At 56.6% G+C, this 19,815-nt stretch carries 25 protein-coding genes, 1 tRNA gene and 1 pseudogene; 14 read left to right on the top strand and 13 right to left on the bottom strand.

Annotated elements, in window-relative coordinates:
* Positions 1 to 392 precede the first annotated feature (392 nt).
* Positions 393 to 998 carry a rolling circle replication-associated protein gene (locus COMA2_RS03255; protein ID WP_090894610.1) on the top strand — a complete coding sequence of 202 codons (606 nt, stop codon included), beginning with the start codon at positions 393 to 395 and terminating at the stop codon, positions 996 to 998.
* 497 nt (positions 999 to 1,495) lie between these two features.
* Here the strand turns inward: COMA2_RS03255 and COMA2_RS03250 are convergent, their stop codons facing one another.
* Positions 1,496 to 1,798 carry a putative quinol monooxygenase gene (locus COMA2_RS03250; protein WP_090894608.1) on the bottom strand — a complete coding sequence of 101 codons (303 nt, stop codon included), beginning with the start codon at positions 1,796 to 1,798 and terminating at the stop codon, positions 1,496 to 1,498.
* A gap of 103 nt (positions 1,799 to 1,901) precedes the next feature.
* Between COMA2_RS03250 and COMA2_RS03245 the strand changes: the two genes are divergently transcribed.
* From COMA2_RS03245 to COMA2_RS21235, 4 genes and pseudogenes are all read left to right on the top strand, one after another.
* Positions 1,902 to 2,864 carry a GlxA family transcriptional regulator gene (locus COMA2_RS03245; protein ID WP_090894606.1) on the top strand — a complete coding sequence of 321 codons (963 nt, stop codon included), beginning with the start codon at positions 1,902 to 1,904 and terminating at the stop codon, positions 2,862 to 2,864.
* Between the two features lie 625 nt (positions 2,865 to 3,489).
* Positions 3,490 to 3,741 carry an AbrB/MazE/SpoVT family DNA-binding domain-containing protein gene (locus tag COMA2_RS03240; RefSeq protein ID WP_139077003.1) on the top strand — a complete coding sequence of 84 codons (252 nt, stop codon included), beginning with the start codon at positions 3,490 to 3,492 and terminating at the stop codon, positions 3,739 to 3,741.
* The gene (locus COMA2_RS03235; RefSeq protein WP_090894602.1) at positions 3,734 to 4,144 is read left to right on the top strand and encodes a PIN domain-containing protein; all 411 of its coding nucleotides are present in this window, start codon (positions 3,734 to 3,736) and stop codon (positions 4,142 to 4,144) included. The genes COMA2_RS03240 and COMA2_RS03235 overlap by 8 nt, the downstream gene beginning before the upstream one ends.
* A 4-nt stretch (positions 4,145 to 4,148) precedes the next feature.
* A pseudogene (locus COMA2_RS21235) lies at positions 4,149 to 4,748 on the top strand (site-specific integrase); the annotation flags it as partial.
* A 142-nt stretch (positions 4,749 to 4,890) separates the two neighbouring features.
* Here COMA2_RS21235 and COMA2_RS03225 read toward each other — a convergent pair.
* A tRNA-Thr gene (locus tag COMA2_RS03225) sits at positions 4,891 to 4,966 on the bottom strand.
* A 497-nt stretch (positions 4,967 to 5,463) separates the two neighbouring features.
* On the opposite strand from COMA2_RS03225, the gene COMA2_RS03220 reads away from it, so the two are divergent.
* Positions 5,464 to 6,090 carry an NAD(P)-dependent oxidoreductase gene (locus COMA2_RS03220; RefSeq protein WP_090894600.1) on the top strand — a complete coding sequence of 209 codons (627 nt, stop codon included), beginning with the start codon at positions 5,464 to 5,466 and terminating at the stop codon, positions 6,088 to 6,090.
* Here the strand turns inward: COMA2_RS03220 and COMA2_RS03215 are convergent.
* Complete coding sequence (locus tag COMA2_RS03215; RefSeq protein WP_090894599.1) at positions 6,084 to 6,533, bottom strand: DUF5069 domain-containing protein; 450 nt, start codon at positions 6,531 to 6,533, stop codon at positions 6,084 to 6,086. The two genes, COMA2_RS03220 and COMA2_RS03215, sit on opposite strands and share 7 nt — an antisense overlap.
* A gap of 2 nt (positions 6,534 to 6,535) precedes the next feature.
* On the bottom strand, positions 6,536 to 7,207 hold the full coding sequence (locus COMA2_RS03210; RefSeq protein WP_090894597.1) for a DUF3386 family protein: 672 nt from the start codon (positions 7,205 to 7,207) through the stop codon (positions 6,536 to 6,538).
* Positions 7,208 to 7,466: 259 nt separating this feature from the next.
* On the opposite strand from COMA2_RS03210, the gene COMA2_RS03205 reads away from it, so the two are divergent.
* Positions 7,467 to 7,808, top strand: a complete 342-nt coding sequence (locus COMA2_RS03205; protein WP_139077001.1) for a hypothetical protein — start codon at positions 7,467 to 7,469, stop codon at positions 7,806 to 7,808.
* Positions 7,809 to 7,824: 16 nt separating this feature from the next.
* Here COMA2_RS03205 and COMA2_RS03200 read toward each other — a convergent pair whose 3' ends face one another.
* From COMA2_RS03200 to COMA2_RS03185, 4 genes are all read right to left on the bottom strand, one after another.
* The gene (locus COMA2_RS03200; protein ID WP_245630854.1) at positions 7,825 to 8,121 is read right to left on the bottom strand and encodes an ATP-dependent Clp protease adaptor ClpS; all 297 of its coding nucleotides are present in this window, start codon (positions 8,119 to 8,121) and stop codon (positions 7,825 to 7,827) included.
* Between the two features lie 68 nt (positions 8,122 to 8,189).
* Positions 8,190 to 8,402, bottom strand: coding sequence for a hypothetical protein (locus tag COMA2_RS03195; protein ID WP_090894593.1), 213 nt, complete (start codon positions 8,400 to 8,402; stop codon positions 8,190 to 8,192).
* 138 nt (positions 8,403 to 8,540) lie between these two features.
* Positions 8,541 to 9,671, bottom strand: coding sequence for a radical SAM family heme chaperone HemW (hemW, locus tag COMA2_RS03190; RefSeq protein ID WP_090894591.1), 1,131 nt, complete (start codon positions 9,669 to 9,671; stop codon positions 8,541 to 8,543).
* The gene (locus COMA2_RS03185) at positions 9,668 to 9,940 is read right to left on the bottom strand and encodes a hypothetical protein (protein ID WP_090894589.1); all 273 of its coding nucleotides are present in this window, start codon (positions 9,938 to 9,940) and stop codon (positions 9,668 to 9,670) included. Before COMA2_RS03185 ends, hemW begins: the two co-directional genes overlap by 4 nt.
* A 71-nt stretch (positions 9,941 to 10,011) precedes the next feature.
* Here COMA2_RS03185 and COMA2_RS03180 point away from each other — a divergent pair, with 71 nt between their 5' ends.
* From COMA2_RS03180 to COMA2_RS03170, 3 genes are read left to right on the top strand one after another with little or no spacing between them, the layout of a single operon-like run.
* Positions 10,012 to 10,236 (top strand): FmdB family zinc ribbon protein, encoded by a 225-nt coding sequence (locus COMA2_RS03180; RefSeq protein WP_090894587.1) that lies wholly within the window; start codon positions 10,012 to 10,014, stop codon positions 10,234 to 10,236.
* Positions 10,237 to 10,243: 7 nt separating this feature from the next.
* Positions 10,244 to 10,570, top strand: a complete 327-nt coding sequence (locus COMA2_RS03175; protein ID WP_090894586.1) for a hypothetical protein — start codon at positions 10,244 to 10,246, stop codon at positions 10,568 to 10,570.
* Positions 10,554 to 11,279 (top strand): hypothetical protein, encoded by a 726-nt coding sequence (locus COMA2_RS03170; protein WP_090894584.1) that lies wholly within the window; start codon positions 10,554 to 10,556, stop codon positions 11,277 to 11,279. The genes COMA2_RS03175 and COMA2_RS03170 overlap by 17 nt, the downstream gene beginning before the upstream one ends.
* Before the next feature lie 36 nt (positions 11,280 to 11,315).
* On the opposite strand, the gene COMA2_RS20020 is transcribed toward COMA2_RS03170, so the two are convergent.
* From COMA2_RS20020 to COMA2_RS03160, 3 genes are all read right to left on the bottom strand, one after another.
* Complete coding sequence (locus tag COMA2_RS20020; protein WP_175304366.1) at positions 11,316 to 11,489, bottom strand: hypothetical protein; 174 nt, start codon at positions 11,487 to 11,489, stop codon at positions 11,316 to 11,318.
* A gap of 7 nt (positions 11,490 to 11,496) precedes the next feature.
* On the bottom strand, positions 11,497 to 12,264 hold the full coding sequence (locus COMA2_RS03165) for a formylglycine-generating enzyme family protein (protein WP_175304365.1): 768 nt from the start codon (positions 12,262 to 12,264) through the stop codon (positions 11,497 to 11,499).
* A gap of 167 nt (positions 12,265 to 12,431) precedes the next feature.
* Positions 12,432 to 13,169, bottom strand: a complete 738-nt coding sequence (locus COMA2_RS03160) for an iron-containing redox enzyme family protein (RefSeq protein WP_090894580.1) — start codon at positions 13,167 to 13,169, stop codon at positions 12,432 to 12,434.
* Between the two features lie 69 nt (positions 13,170 to 13,238).
* Here COMA2_RS03160 and COMA2_RS03155 point away from each other — a divergent pair, with 69 nt between their 5' ends.
* Positions 13,239 to 13,523 (top strand): hypothetical protein, encoded by a 285-nt coding sequence (locus COMA2_RS03155; RefSeq protein ID WP_090894578.1) that lies wholly within the window; start codon positions 13,239 to 13,241, stop codon positions 13,521 to 13,523.
* An 85-nt stretch (positions 13,524 to 13,608) separates the two neighbouring features.
* On the top strand, positions 13,609 to 13,839 hold the full coding sequence (locus COMA2_RS03150; protein WP_090894576.1) for a putative signal transducing protein: 231 nt from the start codon (positions 13,609 to 13,611) through the stop codon (positions 13,837 to 13,839).
* Positions 13,840 to 13,982: 143 nt separating this feature from the next.
* On the opposite strand, the gene COMA2_RS03145 is transcribed toward COMA2_RS03150, so the two are convergent.
* A complete protein-coding gene (locus tag COMA2_RS03145) occupies positions 13,983 to 14,423 on the bottom strand; it encodes a hypothetical protein (protein WP_090894574.1) in 441 nt (146 codons plus the stop codon).
* A 122-nt stretch (positions 14,424 to 14,545) separates the two neighbouring features.
* Between COMA2_RS03145 and COMA2_RS03140 the strand changes: the two genes are divergently transcribed.
* Positions 14,546 to 15,130, top strand: a complete 585-nt coding sequence (locus COMA2_RS03140; RefSeq protein ID WP_090894572.1) for a hypothetical protein — start codon at positions 14,546 to 14,548, stop codon at positions 15,128 to 15,130.
* A 30-nt stretch (positions 15,131 to 15,160) separates the two neighbouring features.
* On the opposite strand, the gene COMA2_RS03135 is transcribed toward COMA2_RS03140, so the two are convergent.
* On the bottom strand, positions 15,161 to 15,946 hold the full coding sequence (locus tag COMA2_RS03135) for a hypothetical protein (RefSeq protein WP_090894570.1): 786 nt from the start codon (positions 15,944 to 15,946) through the stop codon (positions 15,161 to 15,163).
* A gap of 130 nt (positions 15,947 to 16,076) precedes the next feature.
* On the opposite strand from COMA2_RS03135, the gene metH reads away from it, so the two are divergent.
* Positions 16,077 to 19,772: a methionine synthase gene (gene metH / locus COMA2_RS03130; RefSeq protein WP_090894741.1), complete on the top strand. Its 3,696-nt coding sequence runs from the start codon at positions 16,077 to 16,079 to the stop codon at positions 19,770 to 19,772.
* Positions 19,773 to 19,815: the final 43 nt, after the last annotated feature.

The following is a 19,815-nucleotide window of genomic DNA, read 5'->3' as shown; positions in this document are numbered from 1 at the left end:
CTTTGTGTTTCAATCAGTTTCCAGCTCCTTGCGTTCGGCTCGAATCGTAGCTCCTACACCCGTGGCCTGATGTCCTGAAGTCGGGGAATGATCGGGAGCAGCGGAGAGGGAGGGCTAGAGAAGATATCTATCCGCCGCCGTCACAATGATTGAGGTTCACTTGGTTTGGAGTTGGCGAGAGGAATCGGACCGTCCAACCTGAGGTTTACAAATTAGTTCTGAAGGAGTTTCCAACCCTCCCTCTAACAGAATCATACGAGGAATGGCCAGGTTAGATAACTGCGTCGAGTTGCGCTCTCTGGCTTGCGGAGAGGGCAACATCGGTGCGCATAGTTACAGATTTGGTTACAGTTGTTGAGGTTGTTTGAGAGTGGAATTATAGAAGGATCTAGGTGAGAGGACAGAGGAACGTCGAGCCTCGAGCGACGGTCGATGCGCCTGCTGGCGACTGCCAGCGGCGCACGGCCGCCGGTCCGCCGGCGGCTCCTAAACTTGTTAGAAAGACATTTCTCGTCGATCACACGGAATCCAACTTAGCCCCATCAGCCACTCCCGGCGCTGTGTGGTCAGTCAAGATTCACGATTTTGGAAAGCAGTGGGTCGAGGCATGGGGAAAAGTCGATCCGTGTCCGGGTAAACGAGGGTTCAAAGGAGAATCAGCTTATAAAGAACAGAATGAAAAGCGGGCACAAGCACGGGCAAAAGGAGAGATCAGACGGAAATGCCTGTCGATCGGGGCGGACCATCTGGTCACTCTCACCCATCGCGACAATGTGGAAGATCGAGAACGAGTGTTGACCGATTTGGAACGGTTGCATCGTATGCTGTCCCGTGCGGGTTATCCAATGCCCTACGTGGCAGTGTTGGAATGCCAGCAGTGCGGCGCGATTCATCCGCATCTCGCTGTCAGAGGATTTCAGGATATTCGTCTCCTGCGCCGGTGTTGGTACAAGATCGTGGGAAAAATACAAGGGCAGGTGAATGGGGCCACGGCCTGAACTTCGCCAGTAAAGCTGGCCTGGTATCTCTCCAAGTACATCAGCAAGGATTTCGACAGCCAGCTCCGAGAATTTGAAGAACACCGGTACTTCTGCTCGTTGGAAATCGCCGTACCGACAGAATGTTATCAATTCGTTCTGGTACGGCATGCCAGAGATTCAGAACGGAAACTCTTTTCCCTTATGTTGACGGACACAATCAGCCGGATAGGAGAGTACTGCACAGTCAAGCACTGGATCGGTGGGGCTGGGACGTTCGGATGGATATCGGGATACGAAGACCAAAATTGCCGTTGGACGATCAATACATCAAGTCTCCTGCCCCCGCTCCTTCCAGGGCAGGAGACTAATTCCTCGCTGCGAGCGACGGGGCTGCAATCCTGCCACGTTGCTTCGCCTGGCGCGATTGGCTTCCCGGAGTAAGCCACCGCACGGGTTTCCTAATTCACTCCAACCGGCCGAGCTACTCGCGGCCAGGCCACCTCTCACGATAGACTTTAGTGCAAGACCTTGGCGGCGAGCACGTCGACCTGCTCGATCTGTGGCGCTTCGGCCAGCAACTCAGGTGCCTTTGCCATCAGGGCTGCCGCAATCTGGCCAGCCAAATGCGCCTTGCGGCCTGCTTCATCGGCAAAGGCATCGAAGATACCAAACGTCGCCGGCCCCAATCGTAGTGCGAACCAGATCGGCGTTGTGGTTTCCTGATTCGCCAGGGCGAGTCCGCTTTCGAGAAAGCGGACGACATCCGCTTCTTTTCCCGGCTTGGCTTGCAATCGCACGAACAGAGCAACTCGTACCATCGTACTCTCTCCTTTTAGAGGTTGAACAGAGTGAGGCGTACTCTAGCCATGTCTACCAATTGGCACTAGTGGCAAGAATGACAATTATGATACAATTCTCGCCATGCGAATTTATGTTCTCGCTTTGAATGAAGTCTTCGACACCGGCTTAACTACTCTTCTCGACACCTTCGGCACGGCGAACGACCTAGCGGAATCCGCTGGAACAACTTCGACACGATTCAACGTGACGGTCGTGGGTGTCCGTTCCCACATACACACCAGTCACGGGTTGTTGGTGCCTATACGGTCGGCGACACGACTTGCGAGCCCGGACATCGCCCTCGTGCCAGCGCTCGGGGCAAAGATGCCTGATACTCTGCGACTTGCGCTTGAACGGCGAGACGTGAAGGACGCACAAGCGCTCATTCGTCGCTGGTCTGGCAGCGGCACGCTCGTGGGCGCGGCATGCACGGGCACGTTTGTCCTTGCTGGCACGTCTCTGCTCAATGGCCAGCAAGGGACGACATCATGGTGGCTCGCCCCGTTCTTTCGTGAACGGTACCCGCATGTCCTGCTAGATGACTCGCGGATGCTCGTGAGTTCATCCCGCTTCGTCACCGCCGGCGCTGCGCTAGCCCACCTTGATCTGGCGTTGTGGCTGGTGCGTCGCAAGAGCCCGGCGCTGGCGGCTCTAACGGCCCGCTACCTGGTGGTTGAGCCAAGGCCATCGCAGGCGGCATTCGCGATTCCTGACCACCTTGCGCACTCGGACCCACTCGTCGAACGGTTCGAGCGGTGGGCACGGCGCCAGCTGGATCAAGGCTTTTCACTCAGCGAAGCGGCTCGTGCAGCGGTGACAAGCGAACGGACCTTGGCGCGTCGCCTGCAATCCGTTCTGGGTAAGTCTCCGCTCGCCTATGTTCAGGATCTTCGCGTCGAGCGCGCGGTACACCTGCTACAGACAAGCAGCGCCAGTGTTGACCAGATTGCCGCCCAGGTCGGGTACGCAGACGGGGTGACGTTGCGCACACTCATTCGGCGTAAGATCGGCCGCGGCGTACGCGAGCTGCGCGCACGCACCTGATTGAAGATGGTGAAACAACGTTGCCATTCTGAATTTCTGTTACAAAATGTGAGTAGGTTCTATCGACGTCAACGCGGGCACCGTTATGGGTGCTTGGAGATGTTGGAAGACGTCTCCAACTTTTGTTGGTTTTGAGTTCTCGTACCAATCGAGCGCTTTCAGATCGTCCTGACACGCCACGTGTGCGAAGCGGCATCGAAACTCTTCCTCCTCATGTTCAACGACACGCTCCGTCGGGTGGGAGACTTCTGCACGGTCAAACACTGGATCGGCGGGGCAGGGACGTTCGGTTGGATATCGGGGTTTGAAGATCCGAGTTGCCAACGGGTGATCAATACATCAAGCCTCCTGCCCCCACCCCAGCCAAGGCGGGAGGCTAATTCCTAGCGCGCGACTGGGCTGCAGTCGTGCCAGGTTGATTGTTCCTGGCGCGATTGCCTCCCGGGAGTGAGTCACCGCAGAAGGTTTCTGTTTCTTGCTCGCCGGCGGCAACGGGGGCGCTGCTCGTGGGGGTAAGGGGGGTGTCGTGAGATTTCCCCTATTTCTGTCTTTCCAGGGCTGCGGTTGACTCGATCGAGTGGTAGTACTAAACTATAAAAGTACTACAATCGTGATGGAGGTAGGCATGCTGGAATCTACGATAACCCGGAAAGGACAGGTCACAATTCCCAAGGCGATTCGTGACCGGTTGGGCGTGAAAGAAGGGGAGAAAGTCCTCTTTGTGATGCGAGGGGAGGAAGTGATCTTGAAGGTCGTCAAAGGAACCATTCTTGATCTCAGGGGCTCGGTCCAGGCATTAGAGCACCCGGAAGATTTTGAGAAGATTCGTCAGTCTGTCAGACAGGCCATAGCCAAGAAGGTGGTTGGGCATGGCTAGTTTCTTTGTCGATACCAATGTGTTTCTCCGTTTTCTGACCAACGACGACCCAGCCAAAGCCAAACGAGCGGAAACCCTCTTTCGCGATGCCTTGCGCGGTAAAGTCAAATTGGCGACCAGCCTGCTGGTCATTGCCGAGATTGTCTGGACCCTAGAATCCTTTTACAAATTGGAAAAGTCGGATATCGCTGCAAAGGTCGAGAAGATTCTGAATACGCCCAATCTGTTCTGCCCGGAAACCCCACTGCTCTTCATGGCCCTAGATCTCTATGTCCACGCAAATATCGATTTTGTGGATGCGTACAACGCTTTCCATATGAAAGAGCAAGGACTCACAGAGATTCTCACCTACGACCGCAAGCACTTCGCCCGTATTCCGTGGGTCCAGATCGGGGAGTTGTAATCACATGGTAGTGAGCTTTCCCAAGTGGGAACTTGTTGGTCGCCCCCCTCATATTCCAATGTTGAAGGAGCGCAATATCCGGTCTGGTTTCTTTGAGCATGAGGACTTTCTCGCGCTCAGAGGCGCGTTACCTGATTACGCACAGGTCGCCGTCAGTCTTGCCTACTACAGCGGCATGAGGATGGGTGAGGTCTGTTCTCTCCAGTGGCGTCAGATTAACTGGACGGAAGGCAAACTCTACCTTCAAGCACAGGATACGAAGACGAATACTCCGCGAGTACTCTTCCTCACGGGTGATCTCCATCGAGTCCTGCGGACTTGGAAAGCCCGCTGTGACAACAAGTGGCCTGCTTGCCCGTGGATCTGTCATCGAGGGGGGATACGCTTGCAGACCCTCAGTCACTCCTGGCGGAAGGCCTGCGAGGCGGTGGGACTCGGACAGATGGTGGAGGATGCCGCCAAGTGTCGGAAGGTCTGGCAGGGCAAGATCCCCCATGACTTTCGACGGACGGCTGTTCGCAACATGGTTCGGGCTGGCGTGCCTGAAAAGGTGGCAATGGCGATTTCCGGCCATAAGACCCGGAGCGTGTTCGACCGCTACAACATCGTGAACGAGAAAGCTCTGCAACAAGCCGCGCAGTCATTATCTGCCTATTTCGAAAAGCAGACGGTTACACTGGCTGAATTGCGAGGGGAGAGCAGGAGTTCTGTAAGTCGCAAAGTGGTTGAATCGTCAGCGGAATTTATGGAGCTGGCGAGAGGAATCGAACCTCCAACCTGCGGTTTACAAAACCGCTGCTCTGCCGATTGAGCTACGCCAGCAGCTTAACGATATCGAGGAGTTACAGTTCTACAGACTCTCGGCCATGGGGTCAAGTGTTCCGGGCGTGTTCTCCCCGGAGATATTTCCCAAGCTTACTTGTGCCTGGGTGAGGTTCTTCCCTCTGATCTGATTGTATCGTTTCCGCATCCGCGGGGACGTATGGCCTACAATCTGCCTGGCTGTATTTCAATTCCGTAGTTCGATGCAGCACAATGGGGGTTGCACGGAAACACGTGTCTCATTGAGAGGCTCCGTATCCGGCTAACCGCTGCAACGTGACTGCGTAACTGTGCCGGAGTGACAGCAACTGAAGCGGAAGTCAGGCAGTTCATCTTTGCGCACTCTGACAGATCAGTATATGAATCAGTACGGGATGATTGCCGGTCAGCAGCGCTTGACCTGAGCCTACGAACGGGCTGAGAATGTGCCCACGGTGAAGATTCGCGATATGATTCATTCCCGCTAAGCGGTCTTGGAACCCTGACATCAAGGAAACATGAAGATCACCATCATCGGAGCATCAGCCGGAATAGGACTCCAGTGCACGCGTCTCGCCCTTGCAAAAGGGCATGAGATCACCACCTTGTCGCGCCGAATCGTTCCGCTTCCGGATCGCCCAAAATTAAAAATGGTGCAGGGGAGTGCGACAAAACTCAACGATGTGAGGACTGCCGTGCAAGGGGCTGAAGCCGTCCTCGTGACGCTCGGCGTGAAAAGCCCCTTTGCCACCACGTTGTTTTCCGACTCCGCGCGCCTTCTATTACAAGTGCTTCAGGAGACGAATGCTTCCCCCACGCTCCTTGTGCTGACCGGTTTTGGCGCAGGCGACAGCTCGGGGTACAATTCGCTCCCCATGAGACTCCTATTCACGCTGCTTCTCAAGAACGTCTATGCAGACAAAAGTGAGCAGGAGCGCCTGATTGCCGGCGGGTATTCTCGTTGGGAGATCGTGCGCCCGGGCCGCTTGACCAACGGCGCGATGACCGGCCACTATCGAATTCTGGATAGCCTTGTGGACGGAATGAAGGTGGGCGCTGTTTCTCGCTCTGATGTGGCGCATTTCATGCTGGCGCAGGCAGAGCACCCGACCTATCTTGGCAAATATCCGGCGCTCACCTATTGAGATTGATGTGCCGGCTCTCGTCTCGGAACAACTCGCCCTTCTTCCAAGTCTTGCAAATCCGACCAGGCGGTGATGTCGGTGCGCGAGGGATCGATGGCGGCCAGGTATTGTTTGAATCTGGCCGCACTCTCAGGTGAGCTCGGTTCGCGTGCCAACAGCTGCTGATTCCATTTCTCTAACTCGGCAGGTTGGCGCGGTGTTGTCGTCTGCTCAAACCACTTCACGACCCCCTCGTCGGTCGGATGGGCCTGAACCGCCGCCATGAACTGGTCGTTGGTGATTCCCGCGAACTCCATGAGCCGTTCGTCCATGGGGCAAGGGTAGATGTAGTCCCCCTCTGTCCCGGCGAGCACGGCCCGACATTTGTCGATCATGCGCGCAAGATGGGCATAGCCTGCCAGCGTGAATCGCATGCTGCGAGGGAAGCTCGTCCTCAAGTCCATGGCTAGAGCAGTTGGTGGTTCGTGAAGGTCAGATTCTTCACGACGACCTGTCCCTCTTCGTAGGTAATAATCCGTCTCGTGGCCGGGAGGTCGGCTGGGCCGACGCGGACATGGGTATCGGTGAAGCTTTCCACGTTGGTCAATCGGCCGTCGGTCGGCGAATAGTAGTAGACCGTGTATTTGGTTGTCAGATTTTTCTGGTCCTGCGTGATCGCGCTCTCCTCGACATTGATCGTAAAGGCAAACGGGTTCATGCCGGGATGGGCCATCTTCCGGTTGATCTGCGTGATGCGGTCGTCCTTGATCCGGTAGAAGGAGTGAGAGCCGTGGATGTTCAGTTTAGTGCCGAACGGGTGACCGTCTTCCTCCATCGTGAGTGAATATTTCCCATCAGACTCTTCAAAGCTTCGTGGTCCACGATGGACCGCGATCATGCTCAGCTGCTCTTGCGCCCACTTTTGAATCTCGCCGTTGTCCAGCTGAACGGAGACCTCGCGGGGACCCTTGGCGATGACCGGGCCTCTGGTCTCTTTTCCGTTCACATTGACGGTGAGGTCAGCCGTAAATCCCGTAAAGCCTTTCGGCCACCGGGCGGTCTTTTCGAACGCTCGGCGCAGGAGATCGCGCGCGCGAGGATCATCGGCGACGGTCGAAGGTTCCGGTGTATGTTCCATGATGGCGCTCCTCTTAGACAAACTATCATCCTTATATACTTATACCGGTGCTTGTGATGCCACTCAAGAGTGAAATTCACGCGCCGCCGGCCTCTTTCTCTATAGAGAGTCATAGGGTGAGGCCTCTCACGGTTGCGCGATATTCGATATTCCAAAAATCATCATAATTCTGATATACTTCGGCAATTTTAGGCTGGCTGGGTATCGTACCGCAGCCGCCACGATCAGTTGGTCAGCCTGTGTTGAGGGAAGGATGGGCATGGAACGACGAGCTGCTTCGCATACCGAAGAAGAAGAGATGAATCAACGTCGCAAACTCTTGAATGCGGCGAGACGAGGCGACACGAAAGCCATCGGCAAGCTGTTTGAGCTGTATCAAGTCCGCGTGCTCAGCGGAGACCAATTAGCGAAGGTCAACCGCACCTCCGCGTACATGACTCCCGTGAAGCGTTCGAGCGGCAAGTCCAAGGTTGCGGAGAAAAAGGAAAAACCAAGCGCGTCGAAGACCGTGAAGAAATCGGGCGAGGCTTCCAAGCCCGTTGCCTCAAAGGCGCCGACCAGCTCAGCCAAGAAAACGGCCGCGCGCACATCGAAACATTAAGGTACGGGCAGTCGGATTACTGTACGGCCACTCTGAGCCCACCTCCCGCGAGTTTTGCTGCAATGTCATCCGCCTGTTCCGTCGATCCGGTGAAGACGATGGCTTCCCCATCATGGTCGATCCGGTAGGCCAACTCAAATGCTTTGGTCGAGGTCATGGCGGGAATAAATCGGCAAAACAGCTCAATCACTTGTTGGTATGTGTGGCAGTCGCAGTTATAGACGACGACACGAGATTCAAATCCGGTTCCCGAACCGATTTGCACATCTTCGGTGGTGTCCGGAGTTGTCTGGGGCATGGCGGGTGTCGGCATGGAGCGGAGTTTCTAGCAGGCCCGGTGGAAACAGTTCAATGCTGAGTCGCTGGACGTCATGCAAGGACTTAGACTTTGTCCATATCAATCACTTCAGTGGCGTCCCATAAGTTTTTCAGCTCGGCCTCAGCCAAATCTTTTTCACGATCCGCTTCCGTTTCCTCTCCAAAACTTCTTCGCGGGGATGTCGCTGTGGCGCCTGTCTGTCTGTCTTCAGCCGCTGCGGCGGCGCTCGTCTGGGGGCGACGTCGCTTTTTCGACGGATCCATATTGACCGGCATGAGGTCCTCCTGAGAATGACAATAGTCTTCTCCAATTACGACCGTCTTGTCAATCGTGGACAGAGGCTCGATGCCCGGAACCAGAATGATTCTTACTGCCCTGCCGTACGCTCGATGCGCCGGTGTTCATGGCCCCACTCAGAAGAGCTGTTCAGCCACTGTATCAGCGTAGCGCCGCCCTAAGGAAGTCAGTCGTACCCGGTCATGATCGGTATCGAGCAGGCCCTTCGCGATAAGTTCGGCGATCTGAGGATCTCGCTCCGCGGCCTTGATGGTCTTTCGGGGGACCCCATCAAGAAGACGCAAGCCGAAGACAAGGGCATCTCGCTGGCGTTCGGAGGTCGAAAGGATTATGCGGTCGGTTACCGTGAGCCGGCCGTCGTTCACGCTTGCCGCATAGGCGTCGAGGTTTGCAATATTCCCAAACCGGGTCCCATGGAGATAGGACTGCGCGCTCGGGCCGAGCCCAAGATACTCGCCACCTGTCCAGTAGAGGAGATTATGGCGACAGGCATGGTCGGGCTTGGCATAGTTGGAAATTTCGTAACGGGAAAATCCCGCGTCGGCCAGGAAGCGCTCTGTCACGGATTCCATGTCGAGCTGAAGCCTGTCGTCAGGCGGCAGAACAAGATTTCGAGCGATGTCCTGGGCAAGCCTGGTCCCTTCCTCGATGGTCAGGGCATAGCAGGAGATATGTGAGGGGGCAAGCGTCATGAGCGATTCCAAAGTGCGTTTCCAATCTTGCAACGACTGGCCCGGGAGCCCATACATCAAATCGAGATTGATATTGCTGAACCCGGCGCGGCGCGCGGCATGAATCGCAGCCACCGTATCCTGCGCTTGTCCAACACGACCGATGGGCGCGAGATCCTTGTCCGTCATGGATTCCGCTCCAAAGCTGATCCGATTGAATCCGGCCTCAGCCAAGACGGTGAGGTCTCCGACAGTGACGGAAGAAGGGTGAGCCTCCACCGTGATTTCGGCCGTAACACGGGTCTGCCAGGTCGCTCGAATCAGCGCCAGTAGTGCAGCCAGCTGATCAGCGGGGAGGGATGTCGGCGTCCCTCCACCGAAGTAGATACTCTGGAGGGCGCGGCGATTCAGGGACTCATGCCGACGATGGAGCGCAATTTCCTGGTTGAGGGCGGAGTAAAACAGCGCCATTCGCTCAGCGCGAGCGATTTCGAGATAGAAGGCGCAAAAGTGGCAACGGCGGCGGCAAAATGGGATATGGACGTAGAGACCGAGGTCTTGATCCGAGGGGCTCATCGTTTCAGCGAGAAGGGAGGAGGTTGTGAGAAATCCTTGGCCAGTACGATTTCGACTTCATCGGCGGGCGAGACGCCTCGGTTGCGGATGTGCGACGCCCACCCCTCATGCCGGCGAAGCGATTCAAAGACGGATTTGAGCAGTTGCGGTTTGATGCGGGCTTCCCATTCGCGCAGCCAGTTGCGCTCATCGTCGTCCTCGGCATAGTCGTCCGGAAACGAGGCTTCCAGCGTGAAGCGAAGCGTGAACGTTTTGTCTTCCTGGTACATGCGATCCCTATCGTTGCGATTCAGCCGGGGTGATTTTATAATGGTCTCAGTAAACGAAGGAGTCCTCAACCATGCCTATCTTCGAATATGTGTGCCGTGAATGCAATCACCGTTTTGAGCTGTTGATCCAGGGGTCAGCGGAGGCGGCTTGTCCTCAGTGCAAGGCGATCAAGGTGGATAAACAGTTTTCCGCCTTTGGAGTCGGAGCCACGACCAGCTGGACGTCCTCAGCCGGACCCGGCGCCTGCGGCAGTTGCGGCGATCCCCGCGGGCCCGGCGCCTGCTCGATGAATTGAAGAGCCGATGGCTGCGCCGGATGAACAGGCAGTGGAGCGCGCGATCGCGAGCATCGCTCAATCCGATCCCCTGATCAAGCTCCTGCAGCAGGTGCGATTGGGCCGCATGAAACCGACCGATGCGGGCTTGCTCGCCGTGACGGAATCGTGGCTCAGTGCCTATGAACAGGCCTTGGCCACGGATGGCCTGTCGCAGTCCGGTCTGCGCCGACTCGATCCCGCTCCTCGGCTCTCAGTCTTGATCGATGCCGGAGTACTCAGCGATGACCATCAGGGCGTGATGTCCCTGAAGACCTCGTATAACCGAGTACTGACTCATGCCGGTGGTGAGTAAACCCTTCACGCGGCTGCTGGTTTGTTTCCTCCTCTCCGGTCTGTTTCTTGTGCCGTCTCCAACCCGATCGGAAGATGCGGCCGAGCTTCGCCCGCTGAGAACCCTTTCTCTGAACAAACTCGATTCACTTCTTCCCGCGGGGACACATATCCTGGTCGAGCCGAGCGCGATCGAGGCGTTTCTTGTGGCACTGGAAGGGACGCCTCCCGATTGGGCGACAGTCTATGGCCGGGGCCACCAGGATCCCGGCCATGACGAGCGGCTCTTCAACCTGAACCGTGAACGGGACACCGCTCGCGATGGGAACCCTGTTCTGAATTGGCATATGGCATTCGTCTGGTCTGGAGAAGTATCGCAATTTGATCCCACATCCCGGAGCTATGGGGTGGCGGTCGGGCCGGAGTTCAATGCAACACAGTGGGGGATGGTCCGATTCAAACCTGAGGAGTTTCCAAGCAATCTGCGTGTGAGGCCGGAGAAAAAACTCGCGGATCGGATCGGTCGAAGCCTCGCACGGCATGAGAAGGTCCATGTGTTCGTCGTGATGGCCGGTGTGCTGATTCCCTCTGAGTCGGTTATCTATGATTTCTCGCACGAGGAGGAGGGGGTTGGACTCATCATGCCTGTCGTGAGGGTTGAACAGGTGGAGGTTCTTCTCAGAAGATCGCCTGGCAACTACGCACAACCGGGGAAGGCTCCAATCAAATGACGTCGCTTTGCAGGACGGTCAAAAAGGCCGTCATTCTCACCTGCCCACCCCCAGCGCGCCTGAGTCGGCGCCCGGCGCAGCGAAGCCGATGGCTAAGACACGCATTTCACCGGCCAAGGCCGCAGCGTCTGTCCGCTTCACGAGATACGCTCGCACGCCTCGCGAAGCCGCTTCGGCAAGGCGGGGAACGAAGCTGGAGGATTTTTTCAACAGCCTGCTAATACGCGTCTTTTGCGCAGCGAAAGCCGGTCCCACTGGGACGGCTGTCCATCGTGCCCCAATCGCGATCACTGGCGCGGAGGCTGGCAGCCGGTTTGAGCCATGACCCGCCACGCATGGCCTTAATCGCGCCTCGAACCGGACCAGTGGGGTCTGTGAGCGGAGCGTTTTTATAATAATTCGGGTCGTACCAGTCTTGCACCCACTCCGACGCATTGCCGGCCATGCCGAATAGGCCGTAGGGGCTTACGGTGTGTGGAAAACTGTCGACCGGCGTCGTCAGGATTTCTCCCCGTATTCCTTTCTCCTTGGCCAGACGAGCGCCCTCGCCGCTGACCCAGAATGCATCCCAATCCGCTCCGCTCTTGAATTCGATCGTCCGTTGCGCCCAGTAGCTGGCACTGTTGGCTATGGAAAAGTCCCAGTCGTTTCCCCAGGGGTAGCGTCGGCCGTCGGTCCCGCGTGCGGCCTTTTCCCATTCGGCTTCGGTGGGGAGGCGTTTCCCGGCCCAGCGGCAATAAGCGTCAGCATCTTCCCAGCTCACATTGACGACGGGATGGTGTTCGATATCCGGAATGGGGCGATCATTCATCCAGAGAGTCGCGGCCGGGCTTGCATTCACCGGAGAGCGATGTCCCGTGGCTTGCACGAAAGCGGCATAAGCGTGGTTCGTTACCTCAAAACGGTCAAGGAGGTATCCACTGAGGAAGACCCGTCGTTCCGGACGTTCGTCAGGGAAGCCCTCGCTTCCCTCAGGGGTCCCCATTGTAAACTCGCCCGGAGGTATTAAGGCCATGTCCGTGGGAATATCAGCGCCGGTAACCTGCGGGTGATGGCTCGCCTCGCACGCCTCGCAAAGTTGGCGATGTGGGCTGAGGAGGCAAAGCGGGCCGACGGCAAGGACGAATACACAGCAGGAGAAGAAGGCTCGGATCATGAGGGGTGCTTGATACCACAGGCTCGGGCGACCGCATCGCGATAGCTCAGCCACAGAGACAAGCTTTTTTTGACGCAGGTCAGAACCGATTGTCGAAGCGCAGGCGCGGTGTAATTGACGACCATGGCATACGCATCGTGCCGATGGCCTGCTTCAACCATTTGATGAGCTCGAATCAAATCCATTCGGCTCGGCGACACCCCGTGATACCGGACCAAGGGGTGAAGGCTGATGATGGATTCGATGTCTTCCGGATGTTTTTTCTCAGGAGGCGCAAGAATCTCCTGGCGATCCTTCACGCTGCCTTCCACGAAAATGGTCAAGGTTGCCGCGGCAACCATCCAATGGCGATGGTTCGACATGCGCTCAAGCCAGGCGCGATAGGTTCGGGCCGCCGGCAGCAGACGGGTACGTTCAAAATCCCGCCGACGGAACCCCAATCCTTCCATCATCGTCAGGAAAAGATCAGGATGAGAGTGCCCCAGCGAAAGCCCTCCGGTTTCTTCCTCATAGATGTTTTCCGCCAACATATGGCGGACTGAAAACGGAGGATTCGTTCCAAGGATCCGTGATAAGAAGACGGGAAAGTCTCGCACGTAGACGGCATACTCATGTTGAAAGTGAGTTTTGAGCTGGGCTTTGCTGAGCCGACCGGAAGAAAAATGTTCCCATGCCCAGTGATGCTTGTCGTCCATGACCCGGAGGAGCGCTTCAAGAAACACGGATTTCTTCATGTGAACGAGCACGGCGCCTTGCCTTCTTCAGTGGAGCGTCGTTACAATTAGGATGACAGATAACAACCGATGAATCCCATAACGATTCAGAATCCTGACGAAATCCTCACTGTGTTGGCCGACGTGACCCTTCGTGGGACGGGTTTCACGACCGAATCGTTACTCGACTACGTGTTGGAAGAGGGATTCACTGAGCCGATCTTCCTCCATGCCAGCGGCGTCGACCCCGCGGCGTTCTTCAAGGGCCAACCGAATGCCTGGGCCATTTACCAGATCCGTGAGTGGAAGCGCGTATTGACTGTCTCGGGCGGTCCGGGCCAGGAGCGGCGCGCGCGAATTACGGAAACTCCGTAACTCGTAGTCGAGTGTAAAGCGAGAGACGGCAAAGTGCAACGAATGGACACGTTTCACGCATGAACGATCGATCGGCGGATCGCTCATGCGGATGATTCATCTCACCGATGCGCAGGACGTCGGCGAGCTTGCGATGATCAAGAGCTTGCTCGATGGTAATCGTATCGCCTATGTCGTCCACGGTGAACATATCAGCAGCCTCTATCCCGGTGTGCCGTTTTTTGTCAGCCGGGTCATGGTCGACGCATCAGACCAGGCGCGTGCCGAAGTGCTACTCAGCCGCCTCAGATTGTCTATCCGAGAGACATCGGCCTAACTCCCGGGTGAAGATCGTATTCCGGCACCAGTTCGAGTTTCATGTTTCTCGTTTCAAGTTCGAAAAGTATATTTTTGCCCGACTCGAAACTTGAAACCAGCAACCTGAACCGCTTGCCTGGTTGGCGAGATACGGCCGGCCGGTTACGGCTGAATTTTGGGGTGTGGTTTGTCCGTCGGAAAGTCTTTCGAACGGCGCTCGCGCGACCCTTCGTACCATCCTCCCATCAAGACTCCTTCCTCAAAATAAAGATAGCGGTGACGGACGACCGCCGAGCTTTCCCAATCTTCGAAAATCCATTCTTCCTGCCGTATGCCGTCTTTGGTGAACGTCGTATTGATGGTCTGTGGTCCGCCCCACGATTGCAGAACCTGTTCTTTGGTCATTCCCACCATGACACGGTGTTGTTCGATGTGCTTGTGAAAGTCCGGGTCACTCAGCTGAACGATCTGGGGCCAGACCACGACCATAAGGACAAACAGTACAAGTCCGACATAAATGATGATCCGAACCGAGCGGCGGCGAATGAACGACGGCTCTTCAGCGTTGGGATCAAGGGCGAGGGGTTGAGATTCGGTGGTCATGGAGCGCAAGAAAGTTTGGATGCTACCAGCGAGGGTTCTCACGAGTCAAGGATCGTCCAGTAATATCCTATGAAATCATAGTGATAGGAAACGCGCTATACTTACCCCAGCGATTTCTGAGCATGTTGAAAATTATCGTCATGCACGACAGCAAGATGTCCACACGACCTCAACAGCTGATCCTCCTAATGGGTCTCTGTCTGGTACTCGGTCAAGGAGCCTGGGCTGAGACCTGGGCTACGACCATCTATTCTTATATCGATGATCGAGGGAATCTTGTGTACACGGATGACTCCGCTACGATCCCGGTAAAATATCGATCGAAAGTACAGACGCATGAGCAGCCTGATTCCGTTTCGAAAACTCAGTCTGCGATGCAGTCGATGCAACAGAAATTCAGAGAGCACGCCAAGAATTATTATGGATGGAGCATGCCGTCGTTCCACTTCGCGATGGAAGGGCTGACCCCGGCTCAATCCAAGATCGTGACCTATGCCGGCGCCGCGGCGGTGGTGTTGTTGCTGATGATGTATCTCAGCGCGAGTCAGTTCCTGAGGATGTTAGGATTGTTCCTGCTCATCGTGATTGGAATCGGAGCCCCGTTGCTGATCTATGTGAGTGATAGTGGTCCAATGGATACCATGAAGAAGAAAGCGGTCTCGTCCGGACAAGCGCAACAAGATCGACTTCAGCAAGTCCCGCGGTAAGCCCCTCTCTTTCGGTGTCTCTTCCGAACCTTACTCCGCATACTTGGGAACCGGTATTGATTTGGATGGTGGCTTGAGGGGATCAGGTTGTTTGTCGAACTGGTGAGAGTATGGGTTCGGAATCCGTTCATGAGTATGCCGTTGCCGGTGGGTCACCAACTGCAGGCTCTGGGTACTGATCTCCACACGGTCGATCAAGGCCTCACTCGTTAAGCGATCGGGAAGCCCTTGCATCGAGAATAGTTGGTAGCAGAGCGTCCAATCGAGCTGTTCTTTCCCTTGCTCCCTCACAATGAAACGGGCATCGGATGAAGCGGGGCCTTTGCACAACAGCACCCAAATATTGGATCGAAAGGCGGGGTTGGACGGATCAGTCGAAGGACGAAACTCCGGAATCAAGCCGGGGAGTCGAGTGATCGGCATGGCCGAGGAAAATTCGATGTCCACCAGCCGTACGGTCAGCGGTCTGTTCTCATTGTGATCATTCGGATCGACCGCGTAGCTGAAGGAATAGCGGATCTCGATGCCCTCACGACTAAATGTATAGACATCTTCGCCGTTTTCAGGCGACACGAGTTTACTGAAGTACGTCGACCAATCGGTAATCGGATAATAGGTGAAGACGCGCAGGGCGGATTTTCGGTCCCGCACGGCCTGCGGCCTGCCGAGTCGTTCATGCAACTCCTTCTGAGAGAGTCCCAAGAAACCGTCCTCAAAATAAGGGGCGGCAGCGGCCGACGAAGGGAGCGTCTCAAGGAAGGCGAGGCCGAGAAGAAAGTGCAAGGCTCCGGCACGTAGGATGGTGCACACGCGCATGAGGTGGCATCGTAGCCAGGCCGCTGAATTCATGTCAAGGAACGAGTGTGCTTGCTCGTTCCGAAGCGGTTCCAGTATGATCGCGCACAGCCGATCGGAGAAACAGCCCGGTGATTTCAATAGGGTGATTATGCCGATATCACACGAGAGTTCCATAGCAGCGCTCTTGCGGGAGCGTATCCTCATCCTCGACGGAGCGATGGGCACGATGATTCAGCAGCGAAAGCTGGACGAGGCGGCCTTTCGAGGGGAACGGTTCAAGGATTGGACGAAAGATCTCAAAGGTCACAACGATCTCTTGAATCTCACGCAACCGTCGATCATCGAGGACATTCACCGACAGTATCTGGAGGCCGGCGCGGACATTATCGAGACCAATACCTTCAATTCCCAGACGATCTCGCTTGCCGATTACAAGATGGAGACGCTGGGGTATGAACTGTCCAAAGCCGGCGCAGTGTGCGCCAAGCGGGCCGTGGCGACGGTGCAGCGAGCGCAACCCGGACGGCGTTGTTTTGTCGCCGGCGCCATCGGACCGACGACCAAGACCTCGTCGATTTCTACCGATGTGAACAATCCGGCGGCTCGAGGGGCGATCTATGAAGAGTTGGTGAATGCCTATGGCGAGCAGGTGCGGGGCCTTTTGGACGGCGGTGTGGATCTGCTGCTGGTGGAGACGATCTTTGACACGTTGAACGCGAAGGCCGCCTTCTTTGCGATCCAGCAGGCGTTTGCGTCCGGCGCGCGACGGGTTCCGATTATGGCGTCGGTGACGTTCATTCAGGCCGGCAGTAATCGCGGGGTGACCGGGCAGACCGTCGAAGCCTTCTGGAATTCGATCTCCCATGTGCCGTTGTTGAGCGTCGGGATGAATTGCGCGCTTGGCCCGAAAGAGATGCGCCCGTTGATCGAAGAGTTATCGCAGATCGCGCCGATCTATGTCAGCGCCCATCCCAACGCCGGCCTGCCGAATCCGTTGTTGCCGACGGGGTTTCCCGAAACGCCGGAAACCTTGGCGCCGCAACTACGCGAATGGGCCGAAAACGGGTGGCTGAATATCGTCGGCGGCTGCTGCGGCACCACGCCGGCTCATATCAAGCGCATTGCCGAAGCCGTGCGCGGGGTGAAGCCGCATGCGCTCTCGAAGGTCGAGCCCTATACGCGATTGAGCGGCCTTGAAGCCGTCACCATCAGGCCGGATTCCAATTTCGTCAATGTCGGTGAGCGAACGAATGTAACCGGGTCGCCGGCCTTTGCGAAGCTGATTCTGGCCGGTGATTACGAGGCGGCGTTGTCGGTGGCGCGTCAGCAAGTCGAGGGCGGAGCCCAGATTGTCGACATCAACATGGACGAAGGCATGCTCGATTCCAAGGCGGCCATGGAAAAGTTCCTTCGCCTGGTCGCGTCGGAGCCGGATATCTGCAAAGTACCTATTATGGTCGACAGCTCCAAGTGGGAGGTGTTGGAGACCGGCCTGAAGAATATCCAGGGCAAAGCCGTCGTCAACAGCATCAGCTTGAAGGAGGGCGAACAGAAATTCATCGACCAGGCGACCCTCATCCGTCGCTATGGCGCGGCGGTCGTCGTTATGGCGTTCGATGAGAAGGGCCAGGCCGACACGCTTGAGCGGAAGCAGGAGATCTGCGCGCGCTCATACAAGATCCTCACCGAGCAAGTCGGATTTCCGCCGCACGATATCATCTTCGATCCCAACATCTTGACCGTCGCAACGGGGATCGACGAGCACAACGACTATGCGATCAATTTCATCGAGGCGACGCGCTGGATCAAACAGCATCTACCGGGTGCAAAGGTCAGCGGGGGGATCAGCAATATTTCCTTTTCATTTCGAGGCAACCATGTGGTGCGGGAAGCGATGCACGCCGCCTTCCTCTATCACGCCATCAAGGCCGGGTTGGATATGGGCATCGTGAATGCCGGCCAGTTAGCGGTGTATGAGGAGATTCCGAAAGACTTGCTCGAACTGGTCGAGGACGTGTTGCTCAATCGTAGGCCCGATGCCACCGAGCGTCTGGTGAATTTCGCCGAGACGGTGAAGACGAAGGGGAAAACGGCCGTCAAGGACGATGCGTGGCGGCAGGGGACGGTTGAGGAGCGGCTCTCCCATGCGCTCGTCAAGGGCATCACCGACTACATCGATCAGGATACGGAAGAGGCGCGTCGGAAATACCCAAAGCCGCTGGAGGTGATCGAAGGCCCCCTGATGGCCGGGATGAACGTCGTCGGCGACCTGTTCGGGTCAGGCAAGATGTTCTTGCCGCAGGTCGTGAAGAGCGCGCGCGTGATGAAGAAGGCGGTAGCCTATCTCATGCCGTACATGGAAGAAGAGAAAAAGCGGTCCGGCAATTTCAAGGCGCAGGGGAAGGTCCTGCTCGCGACCGTGAAGGGCGATGTGCACGACATCGGAAAAAACATTGTCGGGGTCGTTCTTGGCTGCAACAACTATGAGGTCATCGATCTTGGCGTGATGGTGTCCTGCGAGAAAATTCTCGCCGCGGCTCGAGAGAACAACGCCGACATCATCGGCCTGAGCGGGCTTATTACGCCCTCGCTCGACGAAATGGTCCATGTGGCGAAGGAAATGACGCGCGAGGGGTTCGATGTGCCCCTCTTGATCGGCGGCGCGACGACCAGCAAGGCCCATACCGCGGTCAAGATCGCTCCCTCCTATGCGCCGGGCGTGGTGCACGTGTTGGATGCCTCTCGCGCGGTGGGTGTCGTGGGGAGTTTGGTGAGCCAGACCCAGAAGGAAGGTTTCGTTCGGCAAGTGCGGGACGACTATGCGCGGATGAGACAAGCGCATCAGGATCGAGGAGCCAAGCCGCTTCTCACGATTGCCCAGGCGCGCGCCAATCGGTTCATGCCCGACTGGGCGAGCGTCGATATTCCCATGCCGACGGCGTTGGGCGTTCGGACGATTGCCGATCAACCGCTGGTCGAGTTGATCCCCTACATCGACTGGTCGCCCTTCTTCCATACATGGGAACTGAGAGGGCGGTATCCGACGATCTTTGACGACCCGACCGTCGGCCCTCGGGCGAAGGAACTGCATGAGGACGCGAGACGCCTCCTGGATGAGATCGTTCGCAAGAAACAACTTAACGCCAAGGGTGTCTATGGGCTCTTCCCAGCGTCGAGCGTGGGGGATGATATCGAGCTCTATCGGGATCCGTCTCGGAAGACGGTGCTCGCCACAATCCATCATCTTCGACAGCAATCGGGGAAGCCTTCCGACCAGTCCAATCTCGCACTGGCCGATTACGTCGCGCCGAAGGAATGCGGTCGTCAGGATTACATCGGAGCGTTCGCCGTGACGACCGGCATCGGGATGGATGAACTCTGTCGGGAGTTTGACAACGACCATGATGATTATAATTCGATCATGGCCAAGGCCCTCGCGGATCGACTGGCCGAAGCCTTTGCCGAATGTCTCCATAAGCGAGTCCGAGAAGAGTGGGGATACGGCACATATGAACAGCTGACGAATGACGATCTGATTCGAGAGAAATACCGTGGCATCCGTCCGGCGCCGGGATATCCGGCTTGTCCGGACCATACGGAAAAGCGGCTGCTGTTCGATCTCTTATCGGTGGAGGTGAATGCCGGCATTACCCTGACGGAAAGCTACGCGATGCTGCCGACCGCGTCGGTCAGCGGATTTTATTTCGCCCATCCGGACGCGAAGTATTTCGCGGTCGGAAAAATCGGGAAGGATCAAGTCGAAGACTATGCCCGCCGCAAGGGAATGGATCTGCGCACGGTCGAGCGATGGCTTTCGCCGAATCTGAATTACGAGCCTGAATGATGCGTGGTTGAGCCCAGTAGCCAAGGCGCTTTCTCTTCAACTA

This window comes from Candidatus Nitrospira nitrificans (assembly GCF_001458775.1).
Classification (GTDB): Bacteria; Nitrospirota; Nitrospiria; order Nitrospirales; family Nitrospiraceae; genus Nitrospira_D; species Nitrospira_D nitrificans.
The sequence above is the reverse complement of the archived record's forward strand: the minus strand, read 5'-3'. Positions and strand labels throughout refer to the sequence as shown.